28 protein-coding genes are annotated in these 25,085 nt (G+C 61.6%); 15 read left to right on the top strand and 13 right to left on the bottom strand.

Features of this window, described 5'->3' with window-relative positions; translation table 11 throughout:
• Positions 1-159: 159 nt before the first annotated feature.
• The 4 genes from ACSSVH_RS04515 to ACSSVH_RS04500 all read right to left on the bottom strand — a co-directional run bounded on the left by ACSSVH_RS04515 (position 160) and on the right by ACSSVH_RS04500 (position 3,112).
• Positions 160-1,104: an alpha/beta fold hydrolase gene (locus tag ACSSVH_RS04515; RefSeq protein ID WP_170043017.1), complete on the bottom strand. Its 945-nt coding sequence runs from the start codon at positions 1,102-1,104 to the stop codon at positions 160-162.
• Positions 1,104-1,886: a class II aldolase/adducin family protein gene (locus ACSSVH_RS04510; RefSeq protein WP_170058564.1), complete on the bottom strand. Its 783-nt coding sequence runs from the start codon at positions 1,884-1,886 to the stop codon at positions 1,104-1,106. The genes ACSSVH_RS04515 and ACSSVH_RS04510 overlap by 1 nt, the downstream gene beginning before the upstream one ends.
• 157 nt (positions 1,887-2,043) lie before the next feature.
• Positions 2,044-2,730 carry an LrgB family protein gene (locus tag ACSSVH_RS04505; RefSeq protein WP_169954899.1) on the bottom strand — a complete coding sequence of 229 codons (687 nt, stop codon included), beginning with the start codon at positions 2,728-2,730 and terminating at the stop codon, positions 2,044-2,046.
• Complete coding sequence (locus ACSSVH_RS04500) at positions 2,720-3,112, bottom strand: CidA/LrgA family protein (protein ID WP_169954898.1); 393 nt, start codon at positions 3,110-3,112, stop codon at positions 2,720-2,722. Before ACSSVH_RS04500 ends, ACSSVH_RS04505 begins: the two co-directional genes overlap by 11 nt.
• A 92-nt stretch (positions 3,113-3,204) precedes the next feature.
• Here ACSSVH_RS04500 and ACSSVH_RS04495 point away from each other — a divergent pair, with 92 nt between their 5' ends.
• Positions 3,205-4,101, top strand: coding sequence for a LysR family transcriptional regulator (locus ACSSVH_RS04495; RefSeq protein ID WP_492634133.1), 897 nt, complete (start codon positions 3,205-3,207; stop codon positions 4,099-4,101).
• On the opposite strand, the gene ACSSVH_RS04490 is transcribed toward ACSSVH_RS04495, so the two are convergent.
• Positions 4,082-4,537: a flavodoxin gene (locus ACSSVH_RS04490; RefSeq protein WP_169954896.1), complete on the bottom strand. Its 456-nt coding sequence runs from the start codon at positions 4,535-4,537 to the stop codon at positions 4,082-4,084. The genes ACSSVH_RS04495 and ACSSVH_RS04490 overlap by 20 nt on opposite strands.
• Before the next feature lie 103 nt (positions 4,538-4,640).
• On the opposite strand from ACSSVH_RS04490, the gene ACSSVH_RS04485 reads away from it, so the two are divergent.
• Positions 4,641-5,108, top strand: a complete 468-nt coding sequence (locus ACSSVH_RS04485) for a PAS domain-containing protein (RefSeq protein WP_492634132.1) — start codon at positions 4,641-4,643, stop codon at positions 5,106-5,108.
• 58 nt (positions 5,109-5,166) lie between these two features.
• A complete protein-coding gene (locus tag ACSSVH_RS04480; RefSeq protein ID WP_169954894.1) occupies positions 5,167-5,772 on the top strand; it encodes a hypothetical protein in 606 nt (201 codons plus the stop codon).
• A gap of 2 nt (positions 5,773-5,774) precedes the next feature.
• On the opposite strand, the gene ACSSVH_RS04475 is transcribed toward ACSSVH_RS04480, so the two are convergent.
• Positions 5,775-6,734 carry a MerR family transcriptional regulator gene (locus ACSSVH_RS04475; protein ID WP_170043019.1) on the bottom strand — a complete coding sequence of 320 codons (960 nt, stop codon included), beginning with the start codon at positions 6,732-6,734 and terminating at the stop codon, positions 5,775-5,777.
• A 214-nt stretch (positions 6,735-6,948) separates the two neighbouring features.
• On the opposite strand from ACSSVH_RS04475, the gene ACSSVH_RS04470 reads away from it, so the two are divergent.
• From ACSSVH_RS04470 to ACSSVH_RS04450, 5 genes are all read left to right on the top strand, one after another.
• Positions 6,949-7,509 (top strand): putative antibiotic biosynthesis monooxygenase, encoded by a 561-nt coding sequence (locus ACSSVH_RS04470; protein WP_170043020.1) that lies wholly within the window; start codon positions 6,949-6,951, stop codon positions 7,507-7,509.
• A gap of 61 nt (positions 7,510-7,570) precedes the next feature.
• Positions 7,571-8,278: a dihydromonapterin reductase gene (folM, locus tag ACSSVH_RS04465; protein WP_169954891.1), complete on the top strand. Its 708-nt coding sequence runs from the start codon at positions 7,571-7,573 to the stop codon at positions 8,276-8,278.
• A gap of 55 nt (positions 8,279-8,333) precedes the next feature.
• Positions 8,334-8,705: a dihydroneopterin triphosphate 2'-epimerase gene (gene folX / locus ACSSVH_RS04460; RefSeq protein ID WP_057437798.1), complete on the top strand. Its 372-nt coding sequence runs from the start codon at positions 8,334-8,336 to the stop codon at positions 8,703-8,705.
• A 24-nt stretch (positions 8,706-8,729) separates the two neighbouring features.
• Positions 8,730-9,026, top strand: coding sequence for a DUF1244 domain-containing protein (locus ACSSVH_RS04455; RefSeq protein WP_057437796.1), 297 nt, complete (start codon positions 8,730-8,732; stop codon positions 9,024-9,026).
• On the top strand, positions 9,019-9,357 hold the full coding sequence (locus ACSSVH_RS04450) for a HopJ type III effector protein (protein WP_170043021.1): 339 nt from the start codon (positions 9,019-9,021) through the stop codon (positions 9,355-9,357). The genes ACSSVH_RS04455 and ACSSVH_RS04450 overlap by 8 nt, the downstream gene beginning before the upstream one ends.
• Positions 9,358-9,542: 185 nt before the next feature.
• Here the strand turns inward: ACSSVH_RS04450 and trxB are convergent, their stop codons facing one another.
• On the bottom strand, positions 9,543-10,505 hold the full coding sequence (gene trxB, locus ACSSVH_RS04445) for a thioredoxin-disulfide reductase (RefSeq protein WP_169954889.1): 963 nt from the start codon (positions 10,503-10,505) through the stop codon (positions 9,543-9,545).
• Between the two features lie 292 nt (positions 10,506-10,797).
• Between trxB and cysZ the strand changes: the two genes are divergently transcribed.
• The 3 genes from cysZ (at position 10,798) to ACSSVH_RS04430 (ending at position 13,887) form a co-directional block, all read left to right on the top strand.
• Complete coding sequence (cysZ, locus tag ACSSVH_RS04440; RefSeq protein ID WP_492634131.1) at positions 10,798-11,553, top strand: sulfate transporter CysZ; 756 nt, start codon at positions 10,798-10,800, stop codon at positions 11,551-11,553.
• Positions 11,554-11,636: 83 nt separating this feature from the next.
• Positions 11,637-12,629 carry a cytochrome-c peroxidase gene (locus ACSSVH_RS04435; RefSeq protein ID WP_492634130.1) on the top strand — a complete coding sequence of 331 codons (993 nt, stop codon included), beginning with the start codon at positions 11,637-11,639 and terminating at the stop codon, positions 12,627-12,629.
• A 55-nt stretch (positions 12,630-12,684) separates the two neighbouring features.
• Entirely contained in the window at positions 12,685-13,887 is a 1,203-nt protein-coding gene (locus tag ACSSVH_RS04430) for a glycosyltransferase family 4 protein (protein ID WP_170043024.1), read from the top strand.
• Between the two features lie 93 nt (positions 13,888-13,980).
• Here the strand turns inward: ACSSVH_RS04430 and ACSSVH_RS04425 are convergent, their stop codons facing one another.
• The 3 genes from ACSSVH_RS04425 to ACSSVH_RS04415 form a co-directional block, all read right to left on the bottom strand.
• The gene (locus ACSSVH_RS04425) at positions 13,981-15,084 is read right to left on the bottom strand and encodes an NADH:flavin oxidoreductase (RefSeq protein WP_492634129.1); all 1,104 of its coding nucleotides are present in this window, start codon (positions 15,082-15,084) and stop codon (positions 13,981-13,983) included.
• A 185-nt stretch (positions 15,085-15,269) separates the two neighbouring features.
• Entirely contained in the window at positions 15,270-15,752 is a 483-nt protein-coding gene (locus tag ACSSVH_RS04420) for a glutathione peroxidase (protein ID WP_169954884.1), read from the bottom strand.
• Between the two features lie 136 nt (positions 15,753-15,888).
• Positions 15,889-16,374 carry an FKBP-type peptidyl-prolyl cis-trans isomerase gene (locus ACSSVH_RS04415; protein WP_017476012.1) on the bottom strand — a complete coding sequence of 162 codons (486 nt, stop codon included), beginning with the start codon at positions 16,372-16,374 and terminating at the stop codon, positions 15,889-15,891.
• Here ACSSVH_RS04415 and ACSSVH_RS04410 point away from each other — a divergent pair.
• From ACSSVH_RS04410 to yihG, 3 genes are read left to right on the top strand one after another with little or no spacing between them, the layout of a single operon-like run.
• Entirely contained in the window at positions 16,343-16,681 is a 339-nt protein-coding gene (locus tag ACSSVH_RS04410; protein ID WP_169954883.1) for a DUF3565 domain-containing protein, read from the top strand. The genes ACSSVH_RS04415 and ACSSVH_RS04410 overlap by 32 nt on opposite strands.
• Positions 16,682-16,741: 60 nt before the next feature.
• Entirely contained in the window at positions 16,742-18,841 is a 2,100-nt protein-coding gene (gene pta / locus ACSSVH_RS04405; RefSeq protein WP_169954882.1) for a phosphate acetyltransferase, read from the top strand.
• The gene (gene yihG / locus ACSSVH_RS04400; RefSeq protein ID WP_169954881.1) at positions 18,842-19,741 is read left to right on the top strand and encodes a 1-acylglycerol-3-phosphate O-acyltransferase, YihG family; all 900 of its coding nucleotides are present in this window, start codon (positions 18,842-18,844) and stop codon (positions 19,739-19,741) included.
• A gap of 172 nt (positions 19,742-19,913) precedes the next feature.
• On the opposite strand, the gene cysN is transcribed toward yihG, so the two are convergent.
• From cysN to ACSSVH_RS04385, 3 genes are all read right to left on the bottom strand, one after another.
• Complete coding sequence (gene cysN / locus ACSSVH_RS04395; protein WP_169954880.1) at positions 19,914-21,812, bottom strand: sulfate adenylyltransferase subunit CysN; 1,899 nt, start codon at positions 21,810-21,812, stop codon at positions 19,914-19,916.
• Between the two features lie 9 nt (positions 21,813-21,821).
• Positions 21,822-22,739 carry a sulfate adenylyltransferase subunit CysD gene (cysD, locus tag ACSSVH_RS04390; protein ID WP_029295601.1) on the bottom strand — a complete coding sequence of 306 codons (918 nt, stop codon included), beginning with the start codon at positions 22,737-22,739 and terminating at the stop codon, positions 21,822-21,824.
• A 249-nt stretch (positions 22,740-22,988) separates the two neighbouring features.
• On the bottom strand, positions 22,989-23,747 hold the full coding sequence (locus ACSSVH_RS04385) for a Nif3-like dinuclear metal center hexameric protein (protein ID WP_169954879.1): 759 nt from the start codon (positions 23,745-23,747) through the stop codon (positions 22,989-22,991).
• A 102-nt stretch (positions 23,748-23,849) separates the two neighbouring features.
• Between ACSSVH_RS04385 and algW the strand changes: the two genes are divergently transcribed.
• A complete protein-coding gene (gene algW / locus ACSSVH_RS04380) occupies positions 23,850-25,010 on the top strand; it encodes a Do family serine endopeptidase AlgW (protein WP_169954878.1) in 1,161 nt (386 codons plus the stop codon).
• Positions 25,011-25,085 lie beyond the last annotated feature (75 nt).

The raw sequence follows: 25,085 nt of genomic DNA, 5'->3' as shown, positions 1-25,085 counted from the left end.
GTGCGCAATAAGGCACGGGGATGATCGGCTCGTATAGGAGCTGGCTTGTGTGGGAGCTGGCTTGTGTGGGAGCTGGCTTGTGTGGGAGCTGGCTTGTGTGGGAGCTGGCTTGTGTGGGAGCTGGCTTGCCTGCGATTGCATCACCTCGGTACAACTGATTTACCGAGGTGTACCCATCGCAGGCAAGCCAGCTCCCACACAAGCCAGCTCCCATAGCGGGTCTTTGCTGGCCTCGATACCCTCGCGAAACGCCAGGTAATGCTTGAGCACCTGCACCGGCGCTTCAATCTGCGGGTAGTGGCCGATGTTGGCCAGTAACACCGTGTCGGCATCCGGTATCAGCTCGCGGTAGCGCGCGACCATGTGCGCGCCGGAGATCGGGTCGACTTCGCCATCGATCACCCGCAACGGCACTTCGCCGCGCTGCATCGCCGCCACCCAGCGCTCGCGTTGACGGCGGCGCTGGGGGATGTAGGCGATGAGTTTGTGCAGGATCCGTGGGCCATCGTTGTTTTCGATCAGGCTCCAGAAGTCATCCAGGGCACTTTCGCTGGGGCGGGTGTCGGGGCCGAAGATCTGCTTGAAGCTGTCGGCCAGGGCATTGCGCCCGAATGCGCGGCCGATCATCCAACCCAACGGGCTGAGCAACAGTTTTTGCACCAGCGCCGCGCGGTGGGTCTCGGGGAACAGCCCGCCATTGAGAAACACACAACTGGCCAGCTGGAACCGCCCCTCATAGTGCCGGGCGAGCAGTTCCTGGGCCACGCTGTCGCCGTAGTCATGGGCCATGACATGCACCGGCTGTTGAATCCGCAGATGGGCCAGCAGCGCCTGTTGCAGGTCGGCCTGTTCCAACAGGCAATAGGTGTGGTCCAGGGGCTTGGCCGAGTCGCCAAAGCCGAGCATGTCGCAGGCAATCACCAGGTTGCGCTGGGCCAGCGGCTGCCAGAGGTAATGCCAGTCCCAACTGGCGCTGGGGAAACCGTGGATCAGCAGCAAGGGCTCGCCCTGCCCGGCCACCCAGTAACGGATGGTCTGCCCGCGAAAGACAAAACTCTGCCCGCGCTTGCGCCAGGCGCTCAGGGGGATCTCGGCCAGTGGCATCAGAGTCGGTATCCAGGGTCTTGTTGATCAAGCTTGCGCAGCAGCGCCGGCCAGGCCAGCGCGCCGCCCATGCCTTGGGCGCTCTTGGTCACACCGGCAATCATCGCCTTGGCCCCCGCCAGAATCTGCGGCTCGATGGCGATCAATTCGGCCCCGCCGTTTTGCGCCAGCACCTGGATGTCGCAGGCGCGCTGGAAGGTGAACATCATCAGGAAGGTATCGGCAATGGTCGCGCCGCAGGTCAGCAGGCCATGGTTGTGCAGCATCAAAAAATTGCTCGGCCCCAGGTCGGCTTGCAAGCGGGCCTTTTCCTCGTGGTTCAGCGCCACGCCTTCGTAGGCGTGATAGGCCAGGCTCGAGAGCACGAACAGCGACTGCTGGCTGATGGGCAGCACGCCCTGCTTCTGCGCCGATACGGCCACGCCCGCCGCCGTGTGGGTGTGCAGCACGCAGACCACGTCGTGGCGTACCTCATGTACCGCGCTGTGGATGGTATAGCCCGCCGGGTTGATCTCGTAGGGGCTGTCCATCAGCTTGTTGCCGGCCTGGTCGACCTTGACCAGGCTGGAGGCGGTGATTTCGTGGAACATCAGCCCGAACGGGTTGATCAGGAAGTCTTCGGTGCCCGGCACCTTGGCCGAGATATGGGTGAAAATCAGATCATCCCAGCCATGCATGGCCACCAGGCGATAGCAGGCGGCCAGGTCGATCCGTGCCTGCCATTCGGCGGCGCTGACCTGGTCTTTTACACTCTGTGTCGATGGAACGGGGGCTAGGCTCACGGCAAGGACCTCGACGCTGACGCTGTGGTGTTCTTATTATTTTTGGGCTGAAGGGCCAGTCTAGTCAGACCACAGGCCTGCCGTAGTTGCGTTGGCAGCCAGCTTGATGACCGAGCGAGTCAACCGTGAGGATAGTTCGGATTCGTACAATGTGGTGTCAGAGAAGCGACGCCAGTAAAGGTGCGGCAAACAGGTTGAGCAAGCCCGTCAGGACCATCACCAGCCCGGCCACCGAGCCTTCTTCGCCGCCCACTTCGTGGGCACGGCTGACGCCCGCACCGTGGGCGCCCACCCCAAACAACGCGCCCCGCGCCAAGGCACTGCGCAGCGGCAGCCACTTGAGCAGGACCCCGCCGAGCATGGCGCCGAACACACCGGTGAACATCACAAACACCGCCGTGAGCTCCGGTACGCCGCCCAGATCGTGGGCCAGGGGCATGGCAAAGGGGGTGGTGATCGAGCGTGGCACCAACGACATCGTCACCGCGCTGTCCAGGGCCAGCGCCTTGGCCAAGCCAAAGGAGGTGCCAATGGAGGCGGCGCTACCGGCCAGCATCCCCAGGAGCAACGCCGACCAGTGCCGCATCAACAATTGGCGCTGCTGCCAGATCGGGATGGCGAATGCCACCGTGACCGGGCCCAGTACCAGCATCAGCCAATGGGTGTCGGTGGCGTACTCGGCATAGGCGGTGTTCAGCGGTACGGCCACCGCCAGTAGCAGCGCGGGCACCAAAATCAGCGGTGACAGCAGGTAGCGGCCGGTGCGCCGGTAGATCCAGCGGCTGAAACCATAGGCCAGCAAGGTCAGGGCCAGCCAGAACAGCGGCATCAGTTCAAGCTTCATGGCGCAGCTTCCAGCGGCAGACCAGTTCGACGGTGAACGCCGTGACCAGCATCACCATCAGGGTGCTGAGGGCGATCACCAGCATGATCCGCCAGCCGTCATGGCGCAGCAGGCCACCGTAATCGAGCAGGCTCATCAGCGCCGGGATAAAAAACAACAGCATTTCTGCCATCAGCATGCCAGCGCCCAATTGCAGGGCCGCCGGCTTGATCAGGCCGCTGGCGAACACCAGCAACAGCAGGCCCAGGCCAATCACTCCGCCGGGGATCGGCCAGGCCAGCCATACGGCCAGTTGGCAGCCCAGCAGGTAGATCGCCAGCAATACCAGCAGCTCAACCAGCAGCCGGCCCAGGTGTTTGAAGGTGAAACGTTTAGTCGACATGGGTTCCTCGCAGGCCCTCATTTTAAAGAGCACTCTGGCATCCCCAAAGCGAATTGTTAGACTGCAAGCCATTCCAAACTGGAATTGGTGCGATGGAATTCAAACAGCTGCGCAGTTTTATCGAAGTGGTGCACCGTGGCGGTTTTACCCAGGCCGGGAAAACCCTGCATATCAGCCAGTCCGCCGTGAGCAAGCAAGTGGCGCAACTGGAACAGAGCCTCGGTACCCCCCTGCTCGACCGCATCGGTTCGCACGTGCACCTGACCGCCGCCGGGCAGGTGGTGCTGCAACGGGCCGAAGCCATGTTGCGCTTGCAGACCGAGCTGGTGAGTGAGCTGGACGACCTGAATCAAATGACCCGTGGCGAGTTGCGCATGGGCCTGCCGCAACTGGGGGGCGATACGCTGTTTGCCGGGCTGTTTGCCGAATATCGCCGGCGCTACCCCAATGTCAGCATCCAGTTGCTTGAAGGCGGTAGCCGCAATATTGAGCAGGCCATCCTCGCAGGTGAACTGGACGTCGGCGGCAGCCTGTTGCCCACCGACCCGGCCTTCGCCTGGCAAGCCTTCTGTGATGAACCGCTGGATGCGCTGCTGCCCGTGGACCACCCGTTGGCACAGCGGGCCCAGATTGGCCTGGAGGAGTTGGCCGACACGCCGTTCTTGATGTACCAGCGCAGCTTTGTGCTCAATGACCGGCTGCTCCAGGCCTGCCAGCAACTGGGCTTCACGCCACGGGAAAGTGGGCGCAGCGGCCAGGCGGATTTTCTCGTCGCCCTGGTGGCCGCAGGCCAGGGCGTAGTGCTGCTGCCCAGTGTGGTCGCGCGCGGCCTGGAGCGCCCCGGTGTGGTGCGCCTGACACTCAGGGCGCCCGATTTCCTACGCTGGGACATCGCCTTTATCTGGCGCAAAGGCGCCTATCTGTCGAAAGCCGCCCAGGCCTGGCTCGCGCTTTTGCGCGAGTACCCGATCAGCCGCGCAGTGCCGTGACCAGCTCCGCCAGCCATGGCTCGGCGTCCGCTTCCGGGGTGACGCTTTCGCTGGCATCCAGGCGCAGCATCGGCAGCACTTCACGCACGCCCAACTCGCCAAACAGCTCGCGCATCTGCTCGCCGCCGCCACAGAAGGTGTCGCCGTAGCTGGCGTCGCCCAGGCCGATCACCGCACCTGGCAAACCGCGCCAGGCGGCGGGCAGTTGGTCGCGGATCGTCGAATACAGCGGCATCAGGTTGTCCGGCAGTTCGCCCATGCCGGTGGTGGAAGTGACGGCCAGAAAGGCGTCCGGGGCGAAGGCCTGCACGTCGGCCAGGGTCGCCCGCGGGTTATGCCAGGCCTGGAAACCGGCTGCGTTGAGGATACCCATGGCGTGGCGGGCAACTTCTTCTGCCGTGCCATAGACCGAGCCGGAAAGGATGGCGACTTTCATCAATCTGATCCTGTAGTTGATTGAAAACCTGGGATATTAACAGCTGGCAGCCGGCTCGGTTGCCCTACACTAAGAAATCCACAAACACGCTATGGATCGTTCAATGATCAACGCCAAGCTGATGCAGATGGTGGTCAATGCTTCCAACGACGGGATTGTCGTGGCGGAACGGGAAGGCAAGGACAAGCCGCTGATTTACGTGAACCCGGCCTTCGAACGCATGACCGGCTATAACCTGGACGACATCCTTTATCAGGATTGCCGCTTCCTGCAGTCAGGCGACCGTGACCAGCCAGCGCTGATGGCCATTCGCGAAGCCCTGGACAGTGGCGGAGCCTGCCGGGAAATCCTGCGCAATTACCGCAAGGACGGCACGCACTTCTGGAATGAGCTGTCATTATCGACGGTTTATAACCAGGCGGATGGGCAGACTTACTTCGTCGGCGTGCAGAAAGACGTCACGGTTCAGGTCAAGACCCAGCAGCGTGTTGCCCAGCTGGAAGCCCAGGTGGCGCAGCTTACAGCCGAGTTGGCCGCACTCCGGGCGACGAGCGGATCTAACAAACTTTAGAAAATACGGTCTTTAGGGTGATAATCCGTTTAATCACGCATTTCCTTGAGCCACATCAATGCAACGCGACGCCCTTTTGACCCAGGACGAACTGGACTTCATCCAGAACATGCACCACAACCCACAACTGAATGTGCGGGATGTGTCGTCGAGCCTGACGGTCAATGGCGGCGCGCAGATCCGCGACCTGCTCACGCGCCTCGCGGCCCATGAGCAGGTGACGATCCAGGCGCAGTTCGATAACCAGCAAATGACCTTTCCTCTGCAACTGGTGGAAGACGAGTTCCATGCGCTGCACTTGCGCCTTGGGGTGCCGAGCATTTTCGAAGACGGGCCGATGATCCGGCCGTGGCGCCTGGTGCTCGAAGAGCCGGTGGCCCTGGAAAATGTCAGGGGCCAGCCTGGTTCACTGTGGGTGCATGAAGTGTCGTTCAAGGGCCTGCTGGTGCAGTCCCGGGGCCGTAGCAAACCACCCAGGACGTTCTCGATGTGGTTCAGCCCCTCTGGCTACGAGCGAATTGCGGTGCGTGGCACCCTGGAACGCGAGACCGCGCGAGGGCTGTTTGCCTACCGCTTGAACCAGGGTGATGTGGATGAAACCGAGCGCCTGCGCCAGTTCATCCTGCAACAGCATCGCCTGGCCCACCCTGAAGTGCATGCCTGATCTCAGGTATCCAGGGTTCCACTGAGAAACTGCTGCAAGCGCCGCTGCATCAACCTTCCTTCACTGCCCAGGCAACCGATAACGCTACCTGCCAGTTGCTGCTGGGCCATGTCCGAGGCATCACCGGCCAGCAGCAGCGGACAGTCCAGGGTCAAGGCCAGGCGCCCCAGGCGCTTGGGTAGTTCGTGGGTTGGCGCGCGATTGGAGAACAGCACCAGGGCCTGCGGGCGGATCTTCTCGCAGATCAGCGTCAACTCATCCAGGGGCTGGCCGACGCTCAGCACATGCACCACCCGTTCATCACCACCGAGCATGAGCCCGGCCACCAGCAGTTCCAGTTCGCGGCACTCACCGGCAATCGCCGCCAGCAATACCTGCGGCGTGCGGCCAGCGCGGGCCAGTTGCAGGCGCTGGGAGATCCGCGCACGCAGGAAGCTGTCGAAAAACAGCCATTCGCTGGCTTGGCCGAAACGTCCCTGATGGCGCAATAACTGGTGCCAAAGGGGCATCAGGATGTCCTGGAACACCACCGCAGCGGGGTACGCGGCAAAGACCTGGCCGTACAGGCGCTCCAGTTGCAGCTCATCAAACGCACCGATGGCAGTTTGCATCTGCTGCTGCCACTGGGCCCATTCATGATGGTCGCTGCCTTCCTGCAGGTGGTGCAGTGATGACGATTGCCCATCGTCCCGAGCGAGGATCTTGCCGACTTTGCTGACCGCCACACCACGCTCGATCCAATCCAGAATGCGATGAACGGTCTCGATGTCCTTCTGCGTGTACAGGCGATGCCCACTTTCGGTGCGCACCGGCTGGATCAACCCATAACGGCGCTCCCACGCGCGCAGGGTGACCGGATTGATACCTGTCAATCTTGAGACTTCACGAATCGGGAACAACTCATCGCCAATGCGTAGGGCACCTTGCTCAAGACCGGGGGATGGAGCTGTGATTACAGACATCAAAGGACCGAAGATTGGCACGTAGTTGGATCCCATTTAACGCTTTTATACCTGTCTTTTTCAAGGGATCTGCCCAGCCGTCCAATGCCGCTGGCGTATTTCGTCAAATCAGGAATAATCCTTGCCTGTTTTTTTGCGTCGCCGCCCTACCCTGCGGCTTCGCCTGGGACGCCACCTACCCGGTGCAACGCGCCCACACATTCGGAGATACACAATGTCTACCCAACCCGTCACCTTGATGGTTGCACGCCGTGCTGCCCAAGGCCGTTATCAAGACATGATGAGCTGGCTGCGCGAAGGCGAGCAATTGGCCACGGACTTCCCCGGCTACCTGGGTTCAGGCGTACTTGCGCCGCCTGCCGATGGCGGCGAATTCCAGATCATCTTCCGCTTCGCCGACGAGCAGACCCTGCATGCCTGGGAGTTCTCGGCATCGCGCAGCGCCTGGCTGGGCCGTGGCAGCGAATTGTTCGCCGACCCCATGGAGCATCGCGTCAGCGGCATGGAGGGCTGGTTTGGCGCCGTGGGCCAGCGCCCGCCGCGCTGGAAACAGGCCGTGGCGATCTGGCTGGCGTTTTTCCCGGTTTCACTGCTGTTCAACTTTGGCCTTGAGCCGTTGCTCGCCGAGTTGGGCATGTTCAGCCGCGTGCTGGTCAGCACCCTGGCCCTGACGCCGTTGATGGTCTATCTGTTCATTCCGCTGTCGACCCATTTGCTGGCAGGCTGGCTCAATCCTACCCCGCCGCGGGTAAAACCTGCCGAAGCGGCCGTTTGAGCCGATCCGCAACAGGCCGGTCGCTGGTATAGTTTTAGCTTGCCCGTGACCCGAGCCTCCCATGACCTCTCCCGCACCGATCCTGATTACCGGCGCCGGCCAACGTGTCGGCCTGCATTGCGCCCAGCGCCTGCTGGATGCACAGCAACCGGTGATCTTCAGCTATCGCAGTGAACGTCCAGGCGTGCAGGCCCTGCGCGAGCGCGGGGCGATTGGCGTGTTTGCCGACTTCTCGTCCGAGGCCGGTATCCTGGCGTTCATTAGCGAACTCAAGACCCATACCGACAGCCTGCGGGCGATCATCCACAATGCTTCGACCTGGGCCCCAGAAACACCCGGTGACGAGGCCAACGCCTTTATCGATATGTTCAGCGTGCACATGCTTGCGCCGTACCTGATCAACCTGCATTGTGCTGAGTTGTTGCGGCGCTCGACGCCGGCCGACATTGTGCACATCAGCGACGACGTGACCCGCAAGGGCAGCCGCCAGCATATTGCCTACTGTGCCACCAAGGCCGGGCTCGACAGCCTGACCCTGTCCTTCGCCGCCCAATACGCGCCCCGGATCAAGGTCAATGGCATCGCGCCAGCGATGGTGATGTTCAACGACGGCGACGACGCGGCTTATCGTGCCAAGGTCCTGGCCAAGTCGGCACTGGGTATCGAACCCGGGCCCGAGGTGATTTACCAGAGCGTGCGTTACCTGCTGGACAACCCTTATGTGACCGGCACCACCCTGACCGTCAATGGCGGGCGGCATGTCAAGTAAACCCGAACACCAGCGGCCTGGGGTTCCTGCAACTGATTGGACGGAGCAAGTAGCAATGCCACAACTTCAACCAGGTATGGCGCGCATCCGGGTCAAGGACCTGTGTCTGCGTACCTTTATTGGCATCAACGAGGAAGAGATCCTCAACAAGCAGGATGTGTTGATCAACCTGACCATCCTGTATGCCGCACAAGACGCCGTGCGCGACAACGATATCGACCACGCCTTGAACTACCGCACCATCACCAAGGCCATCATCGCCCACGTCGAAGGCAACCGCTTCGCCCTGCTCGAACGCCTGACCCAGGAGCTGCTGGACCTGGTGATGAGCAACGAGTCGGTGCTGTACGCCGAAGTCGAAGTCGACAAGCCCCATGCGCTGCGCTTTGCCGAGTCGGTGTCGATCACCCTGGCAGCCAGCCGTTAACCCCCCTGAATCTGTGTGAATCCCATGACCGACCAACAACGCCTGGAACTCGAAGCCGCCGCCTTCCGCCGGCTGGTAGCGCACCTGGACAGCCGCAAGGATGTGCAGAACATCGACCTGATGAACCTCGCCGGTTTCTGCCGCAACTGCCTGTCCAAGTGGTACAAAGCCGAGGCTGACGAACGCCAGATCGAGGTCAGCCTCGATGACGCCCGCGAAGTGGTGTACGGCATGCCGTACGCCGAGTGGAAAGCCCAATACCAGCAAGAAGCTAGCGCCGAACAACAAGCGGCGTTTGCCAAAGGAAAACCCCATGACTGACCTGAACACCCTGCGCACCCGCCTCGACAGCGGCGAACACCTCTTTGCCGACACCCTGGCCTTTATCGCCGCCGGCTACGACTACCAGCCACAAGCCTTCACCAATGGCAGCGTAGAAAACGCCGCCGGGCAGAACGAAGGCTCGTGCAAGACCCTGGGCCTGGCGCTGCTGGAAGGGTTGAGCGACCAGCATGCCTTGCTGGCGTTTGGCGAGCATTATCGTTCGGTGCTGGCGACACCTGAGGGCACAGATCACGCCAATATCCGCGCGCTGATCGAGCATGGGTTGGCGGGAGTGAAGTTTGTCCAGCCGCCTTTGACCCGCCGCTGATCCAGCTTGCAAACCCGGTCAATGTGGGAGCCGGGCTTGCCCGCGATGGCGGTAGTGGCTGTCACACCGCCATCGCAGGCAAGCCAGCTCCCACATTGATTGGATTTCCAGATTGAGATTGCGCTGCTCGTCCAGTTACACACAAAAAAAACCGGCCTTTTGGCCGGTTTTTTTATGGCAACGGTTTAGAAAGAAGCGTCTTTCAAGCCGTCGAGGTAACGCTCGGCATCCAGGGCCGCCATGCAACCGGCGCCGGCCGAGGTGATGGCCTGGCGGTAGACATGGTCAGCCACGTCGCCAGCGGCAAAGATACCTTCGATGTTGGTTGCAGTGGCATTGCCTTCACGGCCGCCCTGCACCACCAGGTAACCATCTTTGGCGGTCAGCTTGCCTTCGAACAGGGAGGTGTTCGGGGTGTGGCCGATGGCGATGAACACGCCGTCGACTTTCAGCTCGTCGAAGCTGCCGTCGTTGTTTTTCAAGCGCGCACCGGTCACGCCCATGTTGTCGCCCAGGACTTCATCCAGGGTGGCGTTGAGCTTGAGGATGATCTTGCCTTCGGCAACCCGCGCGTGCAGCTTGTCGATCAGGATCTTCTCGGCGCGGAAAGTTTCGCGGCGGTGAACCAGGGTCACGGTGCTGGCGATGTTGGCCAGGTACAGCGCCTCTTCCACTGCGGTGTTACCACCACCGACCACAGCCACGGGCTTGTTGCGGTAGAAGAAACCGTCACAGGTCGCGCAGGCGGAAACGCCCTTGCCCATGAACGCTTCTTCCGATGGCAGGCCCAGGTAGCGGGCGCTGGCGCCAGTGGCGATGATCAGCGCGTCACAGGTGTAGACGCCGCTGTCGCCGGTCAGGCTGTAGGGCTTTTTCGAGAAATCCACGGCATTGATATGGTCGAAGACGATTTCGGTCTCGAAACGCTCGGCGTGTTCTTTCATGCGCTCCATCAACACCGGGCCGGTCAGGCCGTGGACGTCGCCCGGCCAGTTGTCGACTTCAGTGGTGGTGGTCAACTGACCACCCGCCTGCATGCCGGTGATCAGCAACGGCTTGAGGTTGGCCCGGGCCGCGTAGACCGCAGCGCTGTAACCGGCAGGGCCGGAACCGAGAATAATCACTCGCGAATGACGGGTATCAGACATGACTCACTCCTATCGACCGCCCGGACTACAGGGCGGCTGGAATAAAAAAGGACCGCGAAGCACTTGGGGAAGGCTTGAACTCGCAGGCCCTGAAAATAATGGGTGCAGCGTATAGAGGGGGGCAAGATTAAGGAAATACGGATTAACAATCCAGCTCATAGGCGGTCTCTATTCCGTGGCACCTATTAATCAACATGTTTGTTACCGTTAATGTCGGCTTGCTGACCGTGCTTTCACCGTATCGGCAAAGCCGGTAAGGTCGGCGCGTTCGCCCTTTTGCCCGGAGTTATCCATGCCCGCCCCCGTTCTGTCAGGCCCACAATACCTGCGTGAAGGCCTGAAACTGGTCTTGAGCCCAGGCCTGCGCCTGTTCGTCCTGCTGCCCCTGGCGATCAACCTGATACTGTTCGTCGGATTGATCTATTTTGCTGGCCATCAGTTCAGCCTGTGGGTCGACACCTTGATGCCGACGCTGCCCAGTTGGCTGAGTTTCCTCAGCTACATCCTGTGGCCGCTGTTCGTGCTGCTGGTGGCGTTTATGGTGTTTTTCAGCTTCACCATGCTCGCAAATATCATCGCCGCACCCTTCAACGGTTTCCTCGCGGAAAAAGTCGAAGTGGTGGTGCGCGGCACCGATGACTTCCCCGCCTTCAGCTGGGCCGAGCTGTTTGCCATGGTCCCGCGCACCCTGGCCCGGGAAATGCGCAAACTGGGCTACTTCCTGCCCCGGGCCATCGGCCTGTTTATCCTGTCGTTCATTCCGGTGGTCAACCTGATTGCCGCACCACTGTGGCTGCTGTTCGGGGTGTGGATGATGGCGATCCAATACATCGACTACCCGGCCGACAACCACAAGCTGGGCTGGAACGAAATGCTCGCCTGGCTGCGCCAGAAGCGCTGGCAGAGCATGAGCTTTGGCGGGATTGTGTACCTGGTGCTGCTGGTGCCGGTGGTCAACCTGCTGCTGATGCCAGCAGCGGTGGCCGGGGCGACGTTGTTCTGGGTGCGTGAGCAAGGCGCCGAAACGATGCTGGCGAAAAAACCCTAGGCTGTTCGATTGACCTGGATCATGGCGATTTGCCCATACAGAGCACATGGTTATTAAAACTATAAGCCTGTGGGGAGCGCACCATGTACAGACCGTTGATGCTGATGTTCGGATTGATGTTGGGCGGTGAGGCCTGGGGGGCCGCCGCCGCCAATGAGCCCATATTGCCGGTACAACCGGCGAAGATCACCGATGCCGACAAGGTCGAACTGGGCAAGCAATTGTTCTTCGACCCACGCTTGTCCAAGTCCGGCTTCATTTCCTGCAACTCGTGCCACAACCTGAGCATGGGCGGCAGCGACAATCTGCCCACCTCCATCGGGCATAACTGGCACCAGGGGCCGATCAACTCACCGACGGTGCTCAACTCGAGCATGAGCGTCGCGCAGTTCTGGGACGGACGCGCAGCGACCCTGCAGGAGCAGGCCGGCGGCCCGATCGCCAACCCCGGTGAGATGGGCTTTACCCATGACCTGGCGGTGGACGTGCTGCGCTCGATCCCCCAGTACCAGGCCTCGTTCAAGAAAGTGTATGGCGATGACGGCATCAAGTTCGACGATGTGACCAGCGCCATCGCGGCCTTCGAAGAAACCCTGGTCACCCCCAACGCCCCATTCGACCGCTGGCTGCTGGGCGACAAAAAAGCCATCAGCGCCACGGCTGCCCAGGGCTACCAGTTGTTCAAGAACATCGGCTGCGTGGCCTGCCACAACGGCGAGGCGGTCGGTGGCAGCACCTTCCAGAAAATGGGCATGGTCGAACCCTACGCCACCAAGAACCCGGCCCAGGGCGTGGCCGGCCTGACCGGCAAGGATCAGGACCGGATGATGTTCAAGGTGCCAACCTTGCGTAACGTCGCCCTGACCTACCCCTACTTCCACGACGGTGCCTATTGGAACCTGAGCGAAGCGGTGGACGTCATGGCCCGCCTGCAATTGGGCCGCAAGTTGAGCACCGATGAGGTCAGCCAGATTGTCGCGTTCCTCGACACCCTGACCGGCGACCAGCCGGACTTCAAGCTGCCGATCCTGCCGCCGTCCTCGGCCAAGACCCCGCGTCCTACGCCGTTCAACTAAGCCAATGCCGGGCCCTGTCGTCACAAATCCGTCATTGCGATGACACAATGGCGACATGGCCCGCGCCGACACTGGCTGCATGACGACAGCCTTCCTGAACATCACCCTGATTACCGAAACCTTCCCACCGGAAATCAACGGCGTGGCCAACACCCTTGGCCGCCTGTGTGATGGCCTGCGCGCGCGCGGGCATCAGGTGGAGTTGGTGCGCCCGCGCCAGGGTGGCGACTTGAGTCGCATCAGTGACGACGGCCTGCTGCTGTGTCGCGGCTGGCCTTTGCCGGGCTATCCCGGCCTGCAATGGGGCCAGTCCTCGATGCACAAGCTGCTGCGGCGCTGGAAACGCCAGCGCCCGGACGTGCTGTACATTGCCACCGAGGGCCCGCTGGGCTTGTCCGCCTTGCGTGCGGCACGGCGCCTGGGGATCAGCGTGGTCAGCGGTTTCCATACCAACTTCCAGCAGTATTCCAGCCAATACGGCCTGGGCATGCTCAGCCGCTTCCTGACCCATTACCTGCGCTGGTTCCACAACCGCTCCACCCTGACCCTGGTGCCCAGCGTCAGCCAGCGCCTGGAGCTGGAGCGCCGCCACTTCGAGCGCCTGGACCTACTGTCACGCGGCGTCGACAGCCAATTGTTCCACCCGGCCAGGCGTGACAATGACTTGCGTGAGCAATGGGGCCTAGGTAATGAAGATATTGCCGTCCTGCATGTCGGACGCCTGGCACCGGAAAAAAACCTCGGTTTGCTCAAACGTTGCTTCGAGGCGTTGCAGGCGACTTATCCACAGCGTCGCTTGAAGCTGATCGTGGTCGGCGACGGGCCGCAGCGCGAAGCCCTGGCGAAGACCCTCCCGGCAGCAGCGTTCTGCGGCACGCAACGCGGTGAGGAACTGGCCCGGCACTATGCGTCCGGGGATTTGTTTCTATTCCCCAGCCTCACCGAGACCTTTGGCAACGTGGTCCTGGAAGCCATGGCATCGGGCCTGGGTGTGGTGGCCTACGACCAGGCGGCCGCCACCCAGCATATCCGCCATGGCTACAGCGGCGCCGTGGCGATGCCAGGGGACGAGGATGCATTTTGCGATGCCGCCAGTTGGTTGCTGGAAGAGCCGGAGAGTTTACGCCGCGTGCGCCTGAATGCGCGCCAGCATGCCAGTCGCCAGGGCTGGCCGGCGATTATTGAGCGGTTTGAACATCAACTGCGCGGGGCGTGTGGCGAGGACTTGCTGGAGACGGGCAGCTCGAAGCTGACCTGACGGGCCCTATCGCGGGCAAGCCCGCTCCCACAGGTTGCTTGCATTCCAATGTGGAAGCGGGCTTGGCCGCGATAGAGCCCGTCAATTCCCCCCTTAAACCAGGGTAGTCAACGCCTCACGGCTGAACGGCAAGATATCGCCCTCACGCCCTTCACGCACTTTCAGCGCCCAATCCGGATCGACCAGCAGCGCACGCCCCACGGCCACCAGGTCGAACTCGTCGTTATTCAAGCGCTCCAGCAGTTTCTCCAGGCTTGCCGGCTGTGCGATTTTGTCGGTGTTGACCATGAACTGCAGGAACTCGCCATCCAGGCCGACACTGCCCACGGTGATGGTCGGCTTGCCGGTGAGCTTACGGGTCCAACCCGCCAGGTTCAGCTCGGACCCCTCAAACTCAGGCTCCCAGAAACGCCGCGTGGAGCAGTGGAAAATATCCACGCCCGCGTCAGACAACGGCTTGAGAAACTCACCCAACGCCTCGGGGGTTTGCACCAGGCGCGCGGTGTAATCCTGCTGCTTCCATTGGGAAAAACGGAAAATGATCGGAAATCCAGGACCTGTGGCGGCCCGCACGGCCTGGATCAACTCAATGGCAAAGCGCGAACGGTTGGCCAGGCTGCCACCGTATTCGTCCGTACGCTGGTTGCTGCCTTCCCAGAAGAACTGATCGACCAGGTAACCGTGTGCGCCGTGGATTTCCACGCCGTCCATGCCGATGGCCTGGGCATCCTTGGCGGCCTGGGCGAAGGCGGCAATCACCTCCTTGATATCCTCGACCGTCATGCCATGGACCAGCACGTTGCCGTCCTTGAGTTTTTCCATCGGGCCATAGGCCGGGACGCTGGCATCCGGCTCGGTGCCGATGCGCCGCACGCTACCGACATGCCACAACTGCGGGACGATCTTGCCGCCTTCGGCATGCACCGCATCGACCACTTTCTTCCAGCCGGCCAATGCCGCTTCACCGTAGAAATGCGGCACGTTCGGATAACCGTTGGAAGCCTGGTGGCCCACCACTGTGCCCTCCGTGATGATCAGGCCTACGCCGGCCGCCGCGCGACGGCGGTAGTACTCGATCACTTTGGAATTGGGTACGCCACCCGGGGAAAACGAACGGGTCATCGGCGCCATGACCACACGGGACGGCAATTGCAGCGCACCGAGCTGGAAAGGTTTGAACAAGGCTTGGACAGGCATGGGAGCACTCCGCACGAGAGGGATTTTATGATGCGGATAATATGGAGCACGGGCAGTGCTGGATAGCACTATTGATTGCGGTGATTAAGGGGTAAAAGCCGTGAGCCACATAAAACACCGTAGGAGCCGGCTTGCCGGCGATGGCCGTTACTGCGGGTCGCCGGCAAGCCGGCGCCTACAGCAGGTCAGGCCAAGGCTTTTTCGATGGCCTGGACCACGCTCGGATCATCAGGCGCGGTACGCGGAGAAAACCGCGCCAATACTCGCCCATCCTTGCCCAGCAAAAATTTCTCGAAGTTCCAGGTGATATCCCCCGGGAACTCTGCCCCCTCACCCGCCAGCAGGCGGTACAACTGATGGCGATCAGGGCCGTTCACCGAAAGCTTGCTGCCCAGGGGAAAGCTCACGCCATAGTTGAGGCTGCAGAACTCCTGGATCTCTTCTTCGGTCCCAGGCTCCTGGCCTGCGAACTGATTGCACGGCAGGCCCAGCACGGTGAAACCCTGGCCCTTGTATTGCTGGTAGAGGTTTTCCAGCGCGGCATATTGTGGAGTCAGCCCACATTTGGAGGCGACATTGACCACCAGCACGACTTGCCCCTTGTAGGGCGCCAGAGGCAGCTCCTGACCATCCAGGGCTTTGAGTTTAAGGTCGTGGAAAGCACTCATGAAGAACTCCAGGTTTCCCATATTCTGTGTAACGGCCATTCGAGATTACAGCCGCCAAGTCGGCAAGAATAGCCGCCAATCAAAAAAGGCGCCCGAAGGCGCCTCTCTTTTCAACTGACTGGACGTGGCCCGTCAATCAATGGTGGTGACCACCTTCGCCGTGTACGTGGCCGTGAGCCACTTCTTCCTGGGAAGCGTCGCGGATGGCAACGATCTTGACCTGGAAGTTCAGGCGCTGGCCTGCCAGCGGGTGGTTGCCGTCGACGGTCACGTCATCGCCGTCCAGGTCGCGGATGGTCACGATCTGCATCTGGCCGTCCGGAGCGGAGGCGTGGAACTGCATGCCCACTTCCAGTTCGTCGACGCCTTCGAACATGCTGCGGCTCAGGGTGCTGACCAGTTCGGCCGAGTACTCGCCGTAGGCATCTTCAGGTTCTACGGCAACGGTCAGTTCATCACCAACCTCTTTGCCTTCCAGGGCCTTTTCCAGGCCAGGGATGATGTTACCTGCGCCTTGCAGGTAGACCAGCGGCGCGCCGCCGGCGGAGCTGTCGATGACCTCACCAGCGTCGTTGGTCAGGGTATAGTCAATGGAGACAGCCTTGTTGGCGGCGATCGGCATGGGGCGAGACCTTTTGCATAAGAATGAAGAACGGACAAGTCTAAACAAGGATTTGCCCGAAAGCGAACACAACCCGGACAGACGGAGTCGATCCGGTGACCCGACGGTCGTCGGATTTCACCAGGATGCAGATGGCCACTGGGTCGCCGCGCTGTCCTGCGGCCATACGCAGCACCTGCGCCACCAGCCGCCCTGGCAATCCCGGGGCTGGGTGATGGATCCGGCGCAACGCCTGGCAAAAATAGGCCAGCCCTTTGCCTGTGGCTGGTGTGCGCAGCGCCCGGATAACGATACCCTTGGCAGCTGATTCCCGGTCGGCGCGCAGCCATAGCGCACCACCGAAGCCATGCACCTTCAGAGAATTCGCATGCAGACTTTTTTTATCGCGCCCACCGATTTTGGTGTGGGTCTGACCTCCATCAGCCTTGGGCTGGTGCGTACCCTTGAACGGGCCGGGCTGAAAGTCGGCTTTTTCAAGCCCATTGCCCAGCCCCATCCCGGCGACACCGGACCTGAGCGCTCCACCGAGCTGGTGGCCCGTACCCATGGCCTCAAACCACCGCAGCCATTGGGCCTGGCCCATGTCGAGCGGATGCTCGGCGATGGCCAGCTCGATGAGTTGCTCGAAGAAATCATCACCCTTTATCAACAGGCGGCCGTGGGCAAGGATGTGCTGATTGTCGAGGGCATGGTGCCGACCCGTAGCGCCAGCTATGCGGCACGGGTCAACCTGCACCTGGCAAAAAGCCTGGATGCCGAAGTCATCCTCGTCTCGGCCCCGGAAAACGAGGTGCTGACCGAACTGTCCGGCCGTGTGGAATTGCAGGCGCAGCTGTTCGGCGGCCCGAAAGACCCGAAAGTGCTGGGGGTGATCCTCAACAAGGTGCAGACCGACGAGAGCATGGAGGCCTTCGCCGCCCGCCTCAAGGAGCATTCGCCGTTGCTGCGCAGTGGCGATTTCCGCCTGCTCGGCTGCATCCCGTTCCAGCCCGAGCTCAACGCCCCGCGCACACGCGATGTGGCCGACCTGATGGGCGCGCAAGTGCTCAACGCCGGCGACTATGAAACCCGGCGCATGAACAAAATCATCATCTGCGCGCGCACCATGCGCAACACCGTGGAGCTGCTCAAGCCCGGCGTGCTGGTGGTAACGCCGGGGGATCGCGACGACATCATCCTCGCCGTCAGCCTGGCCGCGATCAATGGCGTGCCCCTGGCCGGCCTGCTGCTGACCAGCGACACCCTGCCCGACCCACGGATCATGGACCTGTGCCGTGGCGCATTCCAGGCCGGGTTGCCGGTGCTGTCGGTGAGTACCGGCTCCTATGACACCGCCAACCAGCTCAACAGCCTGAACAAGGAAATCCCGATTGATGACCGCGAACGTGCGGAGATCATCACCGATTTCGTCGCCAGCCACCTGGATGCGCGCTGGCTGCACCAGCGTTGCGGTACGCCACGGGAGATGCGTCTGTCGCCGGCGGTGTTCCGCTACCAGTTGATCCAGCGCGCCCAGGCCGCCAACAAGCGCATTGTGTTGCCCGAAGGCAGCGAGCCGCTGACCGTGCAAGCCGCCGCCATCTGCCAGGCCCGCGGCATTGCCCGTTGCGTGCTGCTGGCCAAGCCGGCCGATGTCCAAGCCGTAGCCCGCGCCCATGGCATCGAGCTGCCTGAAGGCCTGGAAATTCTGGACCCGGACCTGATCCGCGAGCGCTATGTCGAGCCCATGGTGGCGCTGCGCAAGAGCAAAAGCCTCAACGCACCGATGGCCGAGCAGCAACTGGAAGACACCGTGGTGATCGCCACCATGATGCTGGCGCTGGATGAAGTAGACGGCCTGGTCTCCGGGGTCATCCACTCCACCGCCAATACCATCCGCCCGGCCTTGCAGCTGATTAAAACGGCGCCGGGCTGCACCCTGGTGTCATCGGTGTTTTTCATGCTGTTCCCTGAACAAGTGCTGGTCTACGGCGACTGCGTGATGAACCCGCACCCCAGCGCCGCGGAACTGGCGGAAATCGCCCTGCAAAGCGCCGACTCGGCCGCCGCCTTCGGCATCACCCCACGCGTGGCGATGATCAGCTATTCCAGCGGTGACTCGGCCAGTGGCGAGGAAGTGGAGAAAGTCCGCGAAGCCACCCTGCTGGCCCACGAGCAACAAAGCTCGCTGCTGATCGACGGCCCGTTGCAGTACGACGCCGCCGCCAACGAAAACGTCGCCCGGCAACTGGCGCCCAACAGCCTGGTGGCGGGCAAGGCCACGGTCTTTGTATTCCCCGACCTCAACACCGGCAACACCACCCACAAGGCGGTGCAACGCAGTGCCGATTGCGTCAGCCTCGGCCCCATGCTGCAAGGCCTGCGCAAACCCGTGAACGACCTGCCCCGTGGGGCCCAGGTGGACGATATCGTCTACACCATCGCCCTGACCGCGATTCAAGCCGCCAACCGACCTATGGATGCCTAAATGCTGGAATTCCTGCCTGCCCCCCTGCGTGGGGTAATCGCCTCGCTGTTGCTGGCGTTGAACACAATTCTGCTGTGTTCATTCCTGTTTATCGTCGCGCTGTTCAAGGCACTGCCCTTCGCCAAGCGCTTCAGCGAATGGCTGATGAACCAGACCCACGAGGCCTGGATCAGCAATAACAACACCTGGATGAACCTGGTGCGCCGCACACGCTGGCACCTCAAGGGCCTGGAAAGCCTGGACTACCAGCACTCGTACCTGGTGACCAGCAACCACCAGAGCTGGGTCGACATCATGGTGCTGCAGTACGTGCTCAATCGGCGGATCCGTCCGCTGAAGTTTTTCCTCAAGCAGGAGCTGATCTGGGTGCCGGTGATTGGCCTGGCCTGGTGGGCGCTGGGCTTCCCCTTCATGAAGCGCTACACCAAGGCCTACCTGGAAAAACACCCGGAGAAGAAAGGCAAGGACCTGGAAACCACCCGCAAGACCTGTGCGAAGTTTCGCGACAACCCGGTGGGTATTTTCAACTTTGCCGAAGGCACGCGCTTCACCCCAGGCAAACATGCGCAGCAGCAGTCGCCGTTTCGTTACCTGCTCAAGCCCAAGGCTGGTGGCATTGCGTTTGTGCTGGATGCCATGGGGGAGCAGTTGAAGTCATTGGTCAACGTGACTATCCACTATCCGGGCGGCCGCCCGGGTTTCTGGGACTTGCTGTGCGGCAATGTGCAGGAGGTGGTGGTGCAGTTTGAAGAGGTGCAGATCCCGGCCGAGTTCATTGGCAAGAATTATGAGCAGGATGGGGAATATCGGCTGGCGTTCCAGGGCTGGATCAACCAGTTATGGGAAGACAAGGATGCTCTGCTGAGCCGACTTCACATCGAGTACCCAGGCAATAGGTGATCACCATGTGGGAGCTGGCTTGCCTGCGATAGCGGTCTGTCAGATGTAAGTGCATTGCCTGAACCACTGCTATCGCAGGCAAGCCAGCTCCCACCCTGATTTTGTCAACCTGAAGAATGTGAAAAGCCCGCCACCGAGTGCTCGGTGGCGGGCTTTTTTGTGGCGGCGAGGTTTAGATCGCGCCGCGCTGGCGTAACAGCTCCAGCACTTGCTTGACGCTGTCGTCCAGCGACAGTGCCTGGGTATCGATCACAAGGTCAGCATTCAACGGCACGTCGTACGGGAACGACTCGCCAGGGATGTTATCCCCACCGGCGGCGTACAGGCCTTGCGGGTCACGCTCGGCACACACCAGCGGCGAGGCCTGCACGTAGACCGTGAGCAAGCGGTCACTGCCGATCAACGCCTTGGCCTGTTCCCGGCCTTCGGCATCCGGTGCGACGAAGGCCGCCAGGGTCAGCAGGCCGGCTTCGTTGAACTGACGCGCCACGTGGGCCGCACGCCGCCAGTTCTCGGTACGCCCGGCACGATCCTGGGGCAGGCCTTTGTTCAGGTCATGGCGCAGGTTCTGCCCATCCAGCACAAACACCGCACGGCCCATATCGAACAGTTTGCGCTCGACCGCATAGGCCAGGGTGCTCTTGCCAGCGCCCGACAAGCCGCTGAACAACACGGTGGCCGGCTGCTGGCCGAAGCGCTGGGCGCGTTCTTCGGTGGCCACATGGGCCAACTTGCCGTGCTGCGCGGCGCTGCCATGGCTGACCGGCGGGGCGATGATCATGCCCGCAGCCACGGTGCCGTTGGTCAAACGGTCGATCACGATAAAGGCGCCGGTGGTGCGGTTGCTGGCGTAACCGTCCAGGGCAATGGCCGCATCGAGGCTGACCTTGACCCGGCCGATCTCGTTCAACTGCAAGGCACTGGCCGGGCCTTCCTCGAGGGTGTTCACATCCACACGATGCACGATGCTGGTGATCGAACCCGGCACATAGCTGGTGGCGCGCTTGATGTCGTATTTCTTGCCCGGCAGCATCGGCTCCTCGGCCATCCACACCAGCATGGCGTCGAAGGCATCGGTGACTTGCGGCACGTTGTCGGCATGCACCAGCAGGTCGCCACGGGAGATGTCGATCTCGTCTTCCATGGTCAGGGTCACGGCCTGGCCTGGGCCTGCGTGCTCCAGTTCACCTTCGAAGGTGACGATGGATTTGACGCGGCTGCTCTTGCCCGACGGCAGCACTACGACTTCGTCGCCCTTGTGCACGATGCCGCTGGCCAGGGTGCCGGCAAAACCACGGAAGTTCAGGTTCGGACGGTTGACGTACTGCACCGGGAAACGCAGGTCGGTGTAGTTGCGGTCGTTGGCGATCTCGACGGTTTCGAGAATCTCCATCAGCGACTGGCCGGTGTACCACGGCGAACGCTCGCTTTTGTTCACCACGTTGTCGCCCTTGAGCGCCGACATCGGCACAAAGGCCATGGTGCTCGGCTTGAACGCAATGCCATCGGCGAACTTCAGGTAATCGGCCTTGATCGACTCGAAAATGCTCTCGTCGAAACCGTTGAGGTCCATCTTGTTGATCGCGATGACGATGTGCTTGATGCCCAACAGCGAGGCGATAAAGCTGTGGCGACGGGTCTGGGTCTGCACGCCGTAGCGCGCGTCCACCAGGATGATCGCCAGGTCACAGGTGGACGCACCGGTGGCCATGTTGCGGGTGTACTGCTCATGGCCGGGGGTGTCGGCGATGATGAATTTGCGCTTGGCGGTGGAGAAATAGCGGTAGGCCACATCAATGGTGATGCCCTGCTCACGCTCGGCCTGCAGGCCGTCGACCAGCAATGCCAGGTCGATATCGTCACCGGTGGTGCCGACTTTCTTCGAATCGCGGGTGATGGCTTCCAGATGGTCTTCGTAGATCATCTTCGAGTCGTGCAGCAGGCGCCCGATCAGGGTGCTCTTGCCGTCGTCGACGTTGCCACAGGTCAGAAAGCGCAGCATTTCCTTGCGTTCGTGCTGGCCCAGGTAGGCGAGGATGTCCTCGCTGATCAAATCAGATACGTGCGACATGACAACCCCTTAGAAATAACCCTGACGTTTTTTGTCTTCCATCGAGCCGGCGCCATCGTGGTCGATGACACGGCCCTGGCGCTCGGAAGTTCGCGTCAGGAGCATTTCCTGGATGATGTCCGTCAGCGTCTCGGCTTCGGACTCCACCGCGCCCGTCAACGGGTAGCAGCCAAGGGTACGGAAACGTACTTTCTTCTTGACGATACGGGCTTTGTCTTCGTCGGACAGGTGCTCGAGGATGCGCTCGTCGTCGATCATGATCAGCGTGCCGTTCTTCTCGATCACTTCGCGTTCGGCGGCGAAGTACAGCGGCACGATCGGGATACCTTCCAGATAGATGTACTGCCAGATATCCAGCTCGGTCCAGTTGGACAGCGGGAACACGCGGATCGACTCGCCCTTGTTGACGTTGCCGTTGTAGACGTTCCACAGCTCCGGACGCTGGTTTTTCGGGTCCCAGCGGTGCTTGCTGTCGCGGAACGAGTACACGCGCTCTTTGGCGCGGGATTTCTCTTCATCGCGACGGGCGCCGCCGAACGCTGCGTCGAAACCATACTTGTCCAAGGCTTGTTTCAGGCCTTCGGTCTTCATGATGTCGGTGTGCTTGGCGCTGCCGTGGGTAAACGGGTTGATGCCCTGCGCCACGCCGTCCGGGTTGACGTGGGTGATCAGCTCCAGGCCCAGTTCCTCGACCATGCGGTCGCGGAATTTGTACATTTCCTGGAATTTCCACTGAGTGTCCACATGCATCACCGGAAACGGCAGCTTGCCCGGGAAGAATGCCTTGCGCGCCAGATGCAGCATCACGGCGGAGTCTTTGCCGATGGAGTAGAGCATCACCGGGTTGTCGAACTCGGCGGCAACCTCACGGATGATGTGGATGCTCTCCGCCTCCAGCTGTTTCAGATGCGTCAGTTTATCGACCATGGCTACTCACGGAAAAACGATTCTTTTTGGACGGCCTGCGGGCCGTGTTCGAGCGGGGCATGCTAGCACAGCACCTTCTTCTATTCAGGGAGCCAGCTAGATCGAAACGGTATATGGATATACCGCCTCGTTTGGCCGTACATCGCCCCGTAGGAGCCGGCTTGCCGGCGATGGCGTCCTTGAAATCAATGCATGACTCAAGGGCCTCATCGCCGGCAAGCCGGCTCCTACAGTGGATGCAATGGAGGCTTAGATCGGGTTGGGGCAATCGATAAACAGGTGTTCCAGGGCAAAGCGCCGGGCCAGGTAGTCGCCCAGGGCCTGCACGCCGTAACGCTCGGTGGCGTGATGGCCGGCGGCGATAAAGCTGATGTCGTTTTCCCGGGCGCTGTGGAAGGTCTGCTCCGAGGCTTCGCCGCTGAGGTACAAATCCACCCCGGCCAGCACGGCCTGGTCGATGTAGCCCTGGCCGCCGCCGGTGCACCAGCCCACGCGGCGGATCATCGCGCTGCCTTCGATCAGCAACGGCTCGCGGCCCATGGCTTCCTGCACGCGCCGAGCGAAATCCCGCGCCGACAGCGGCTCGGCCAGGGAGCCCACCAGCCCCACGACCTTGAGGTTGTCCGGGTCCAGCGGGCCTTCGACGGTAATGTCCAACTGGCGGGCCAATTGCACGTTGTTGCCCACTTCCGGGTGCAGGTCCAGCGGCAGGTGGTAGGCCAAGAGGCTGATGTCGTGCTTGAGCAGGGTCTTGAGGCGGCGCTGCTTCATGCCGGTGATGCACGGGCTTTCGCCTTTCCAGAAATAGCCGTGATGCACCAGCACCAGGTCGGCCTTGGCCTCCACCGCCGCGTCGAGCAGCGCTTGGCTGGCGGTCACGCCACTGACAATGCGCAACACCTGCGGCCGGCCTTCGACCTGCAGGCCATTGGGGCAGTAATCGGCAATTTTCGCACTGTTCAAGTAGCGATCCGCTTCTTCAACCAAGGTGCTCAGGGCGACGGCCATAAAAGACTCCTAAATATCCCGTTCAGAGGCGCTCGCGGCCTCGTATAATGCGCGACATTATGGGCGCTCCCGCGCCCCCTGCAACCTGTCAGGACTTACTTGATGCTCAAGGCACTGCGTTATTTTGGATGGCCATTGTTGGCCGGCGTGCTGATCGCGATGCTGATCATTCAGCGTTATCCGCAATGGGTCGGCCTGCCAAGCCTGGACGTCAACCTGCAACAGGCGCCGCAAACCAGCGCGGTGCAACAGGGCCCGGTGACCTACGCCGATGCGGTGGTGGTGGCCGCGCCTGCGGTGGTCAACCTGTACACCACCAAAGTCATCAATAAACCGGCGCACCCACTGTTCGAAGACCCACAGTTCCGGCGCTTTTTCGGCGACAACTCGCCCAAGCAGCGCCGCATGGAGTCGAGCCTCGGTTCCGGGGTGATCATGAGCCCGCAAGGCTACATCCTGACCAACAACCATGTGAGCACCGGCGCCGACCAGATTGTCGTGGCCCTGCGTGATGGCCGCGAAACCCTGGCGCGGGTGGTGGGCAGCGACCCGGAAACCGACCTTGCCGTCCTGAAGATCGACCTGAAGAACCTGCCGTCCATCACCATCGGCCGCTCCGAGGGCCTGCGAGTGGGTGACGTGGCGCTGGCGATCGGCAACCCGTTCGGCGTCGGCCAGACGGTGACCATGGGCATCATCAGCGCCACGGGGCGCAATCAGCTGGGCCTCAATAGCTACGAAGACTTCATCCAGACCGACGCGGCGATCAACCCGGGCAACTCCGGCGGCGCGCTGGTGGATGCCAGTGGCAACCTGACCGGCATCAACACCGCGATCTTCTCCAAATCCGGTGGCTCCCAAGGCATCGGCTTCGCGATCCCGGTCAAGCTGGCGATGGAAGTGATGAAGTCGATCATCGAGCACGGCCAGGTGATTCGCGGCTGGCTGGGGATTGAAGTGCAGCCGCTGACCAAGGAGCTGTCGGAGTCCTTTGGCCTGACCGGGCGCCCAGGCATCGTGATTGCCGGCATCCTGCGCGGCGGCCCGGCGGAAAAGGCCGGGATGCAGGTGGGCGATGTGATCCTCAGTATCGACGGCGAACCGGCGGGCGACGGCCGGCGTTCGATGAACCAGGTGGCGCGAATCAAACCGACGGAAAAGGTCGCGATCCAGGTGATGCGCAACGGCAAGGAAATCAAGCTGCTGGCCGAAGTGGGCCTGCGCCCGCCGCCGGCACCGGCAACGGTGAAAGAGCAGGAATAAACGGCGACCCTTAAAGAGATACACTATCAATAGTCATGTTATATTATTTCAATATTGATATTGGAATGTTAGACC

The organism is Pseudomonas sp. HC1(2025) (assembly GCF_058742075.1).
The sequence above is the reverse complement of the archived record's forward strand: the minus strand, read 5'-3'. Positions and strand labels throughout refer to the sequence as shown.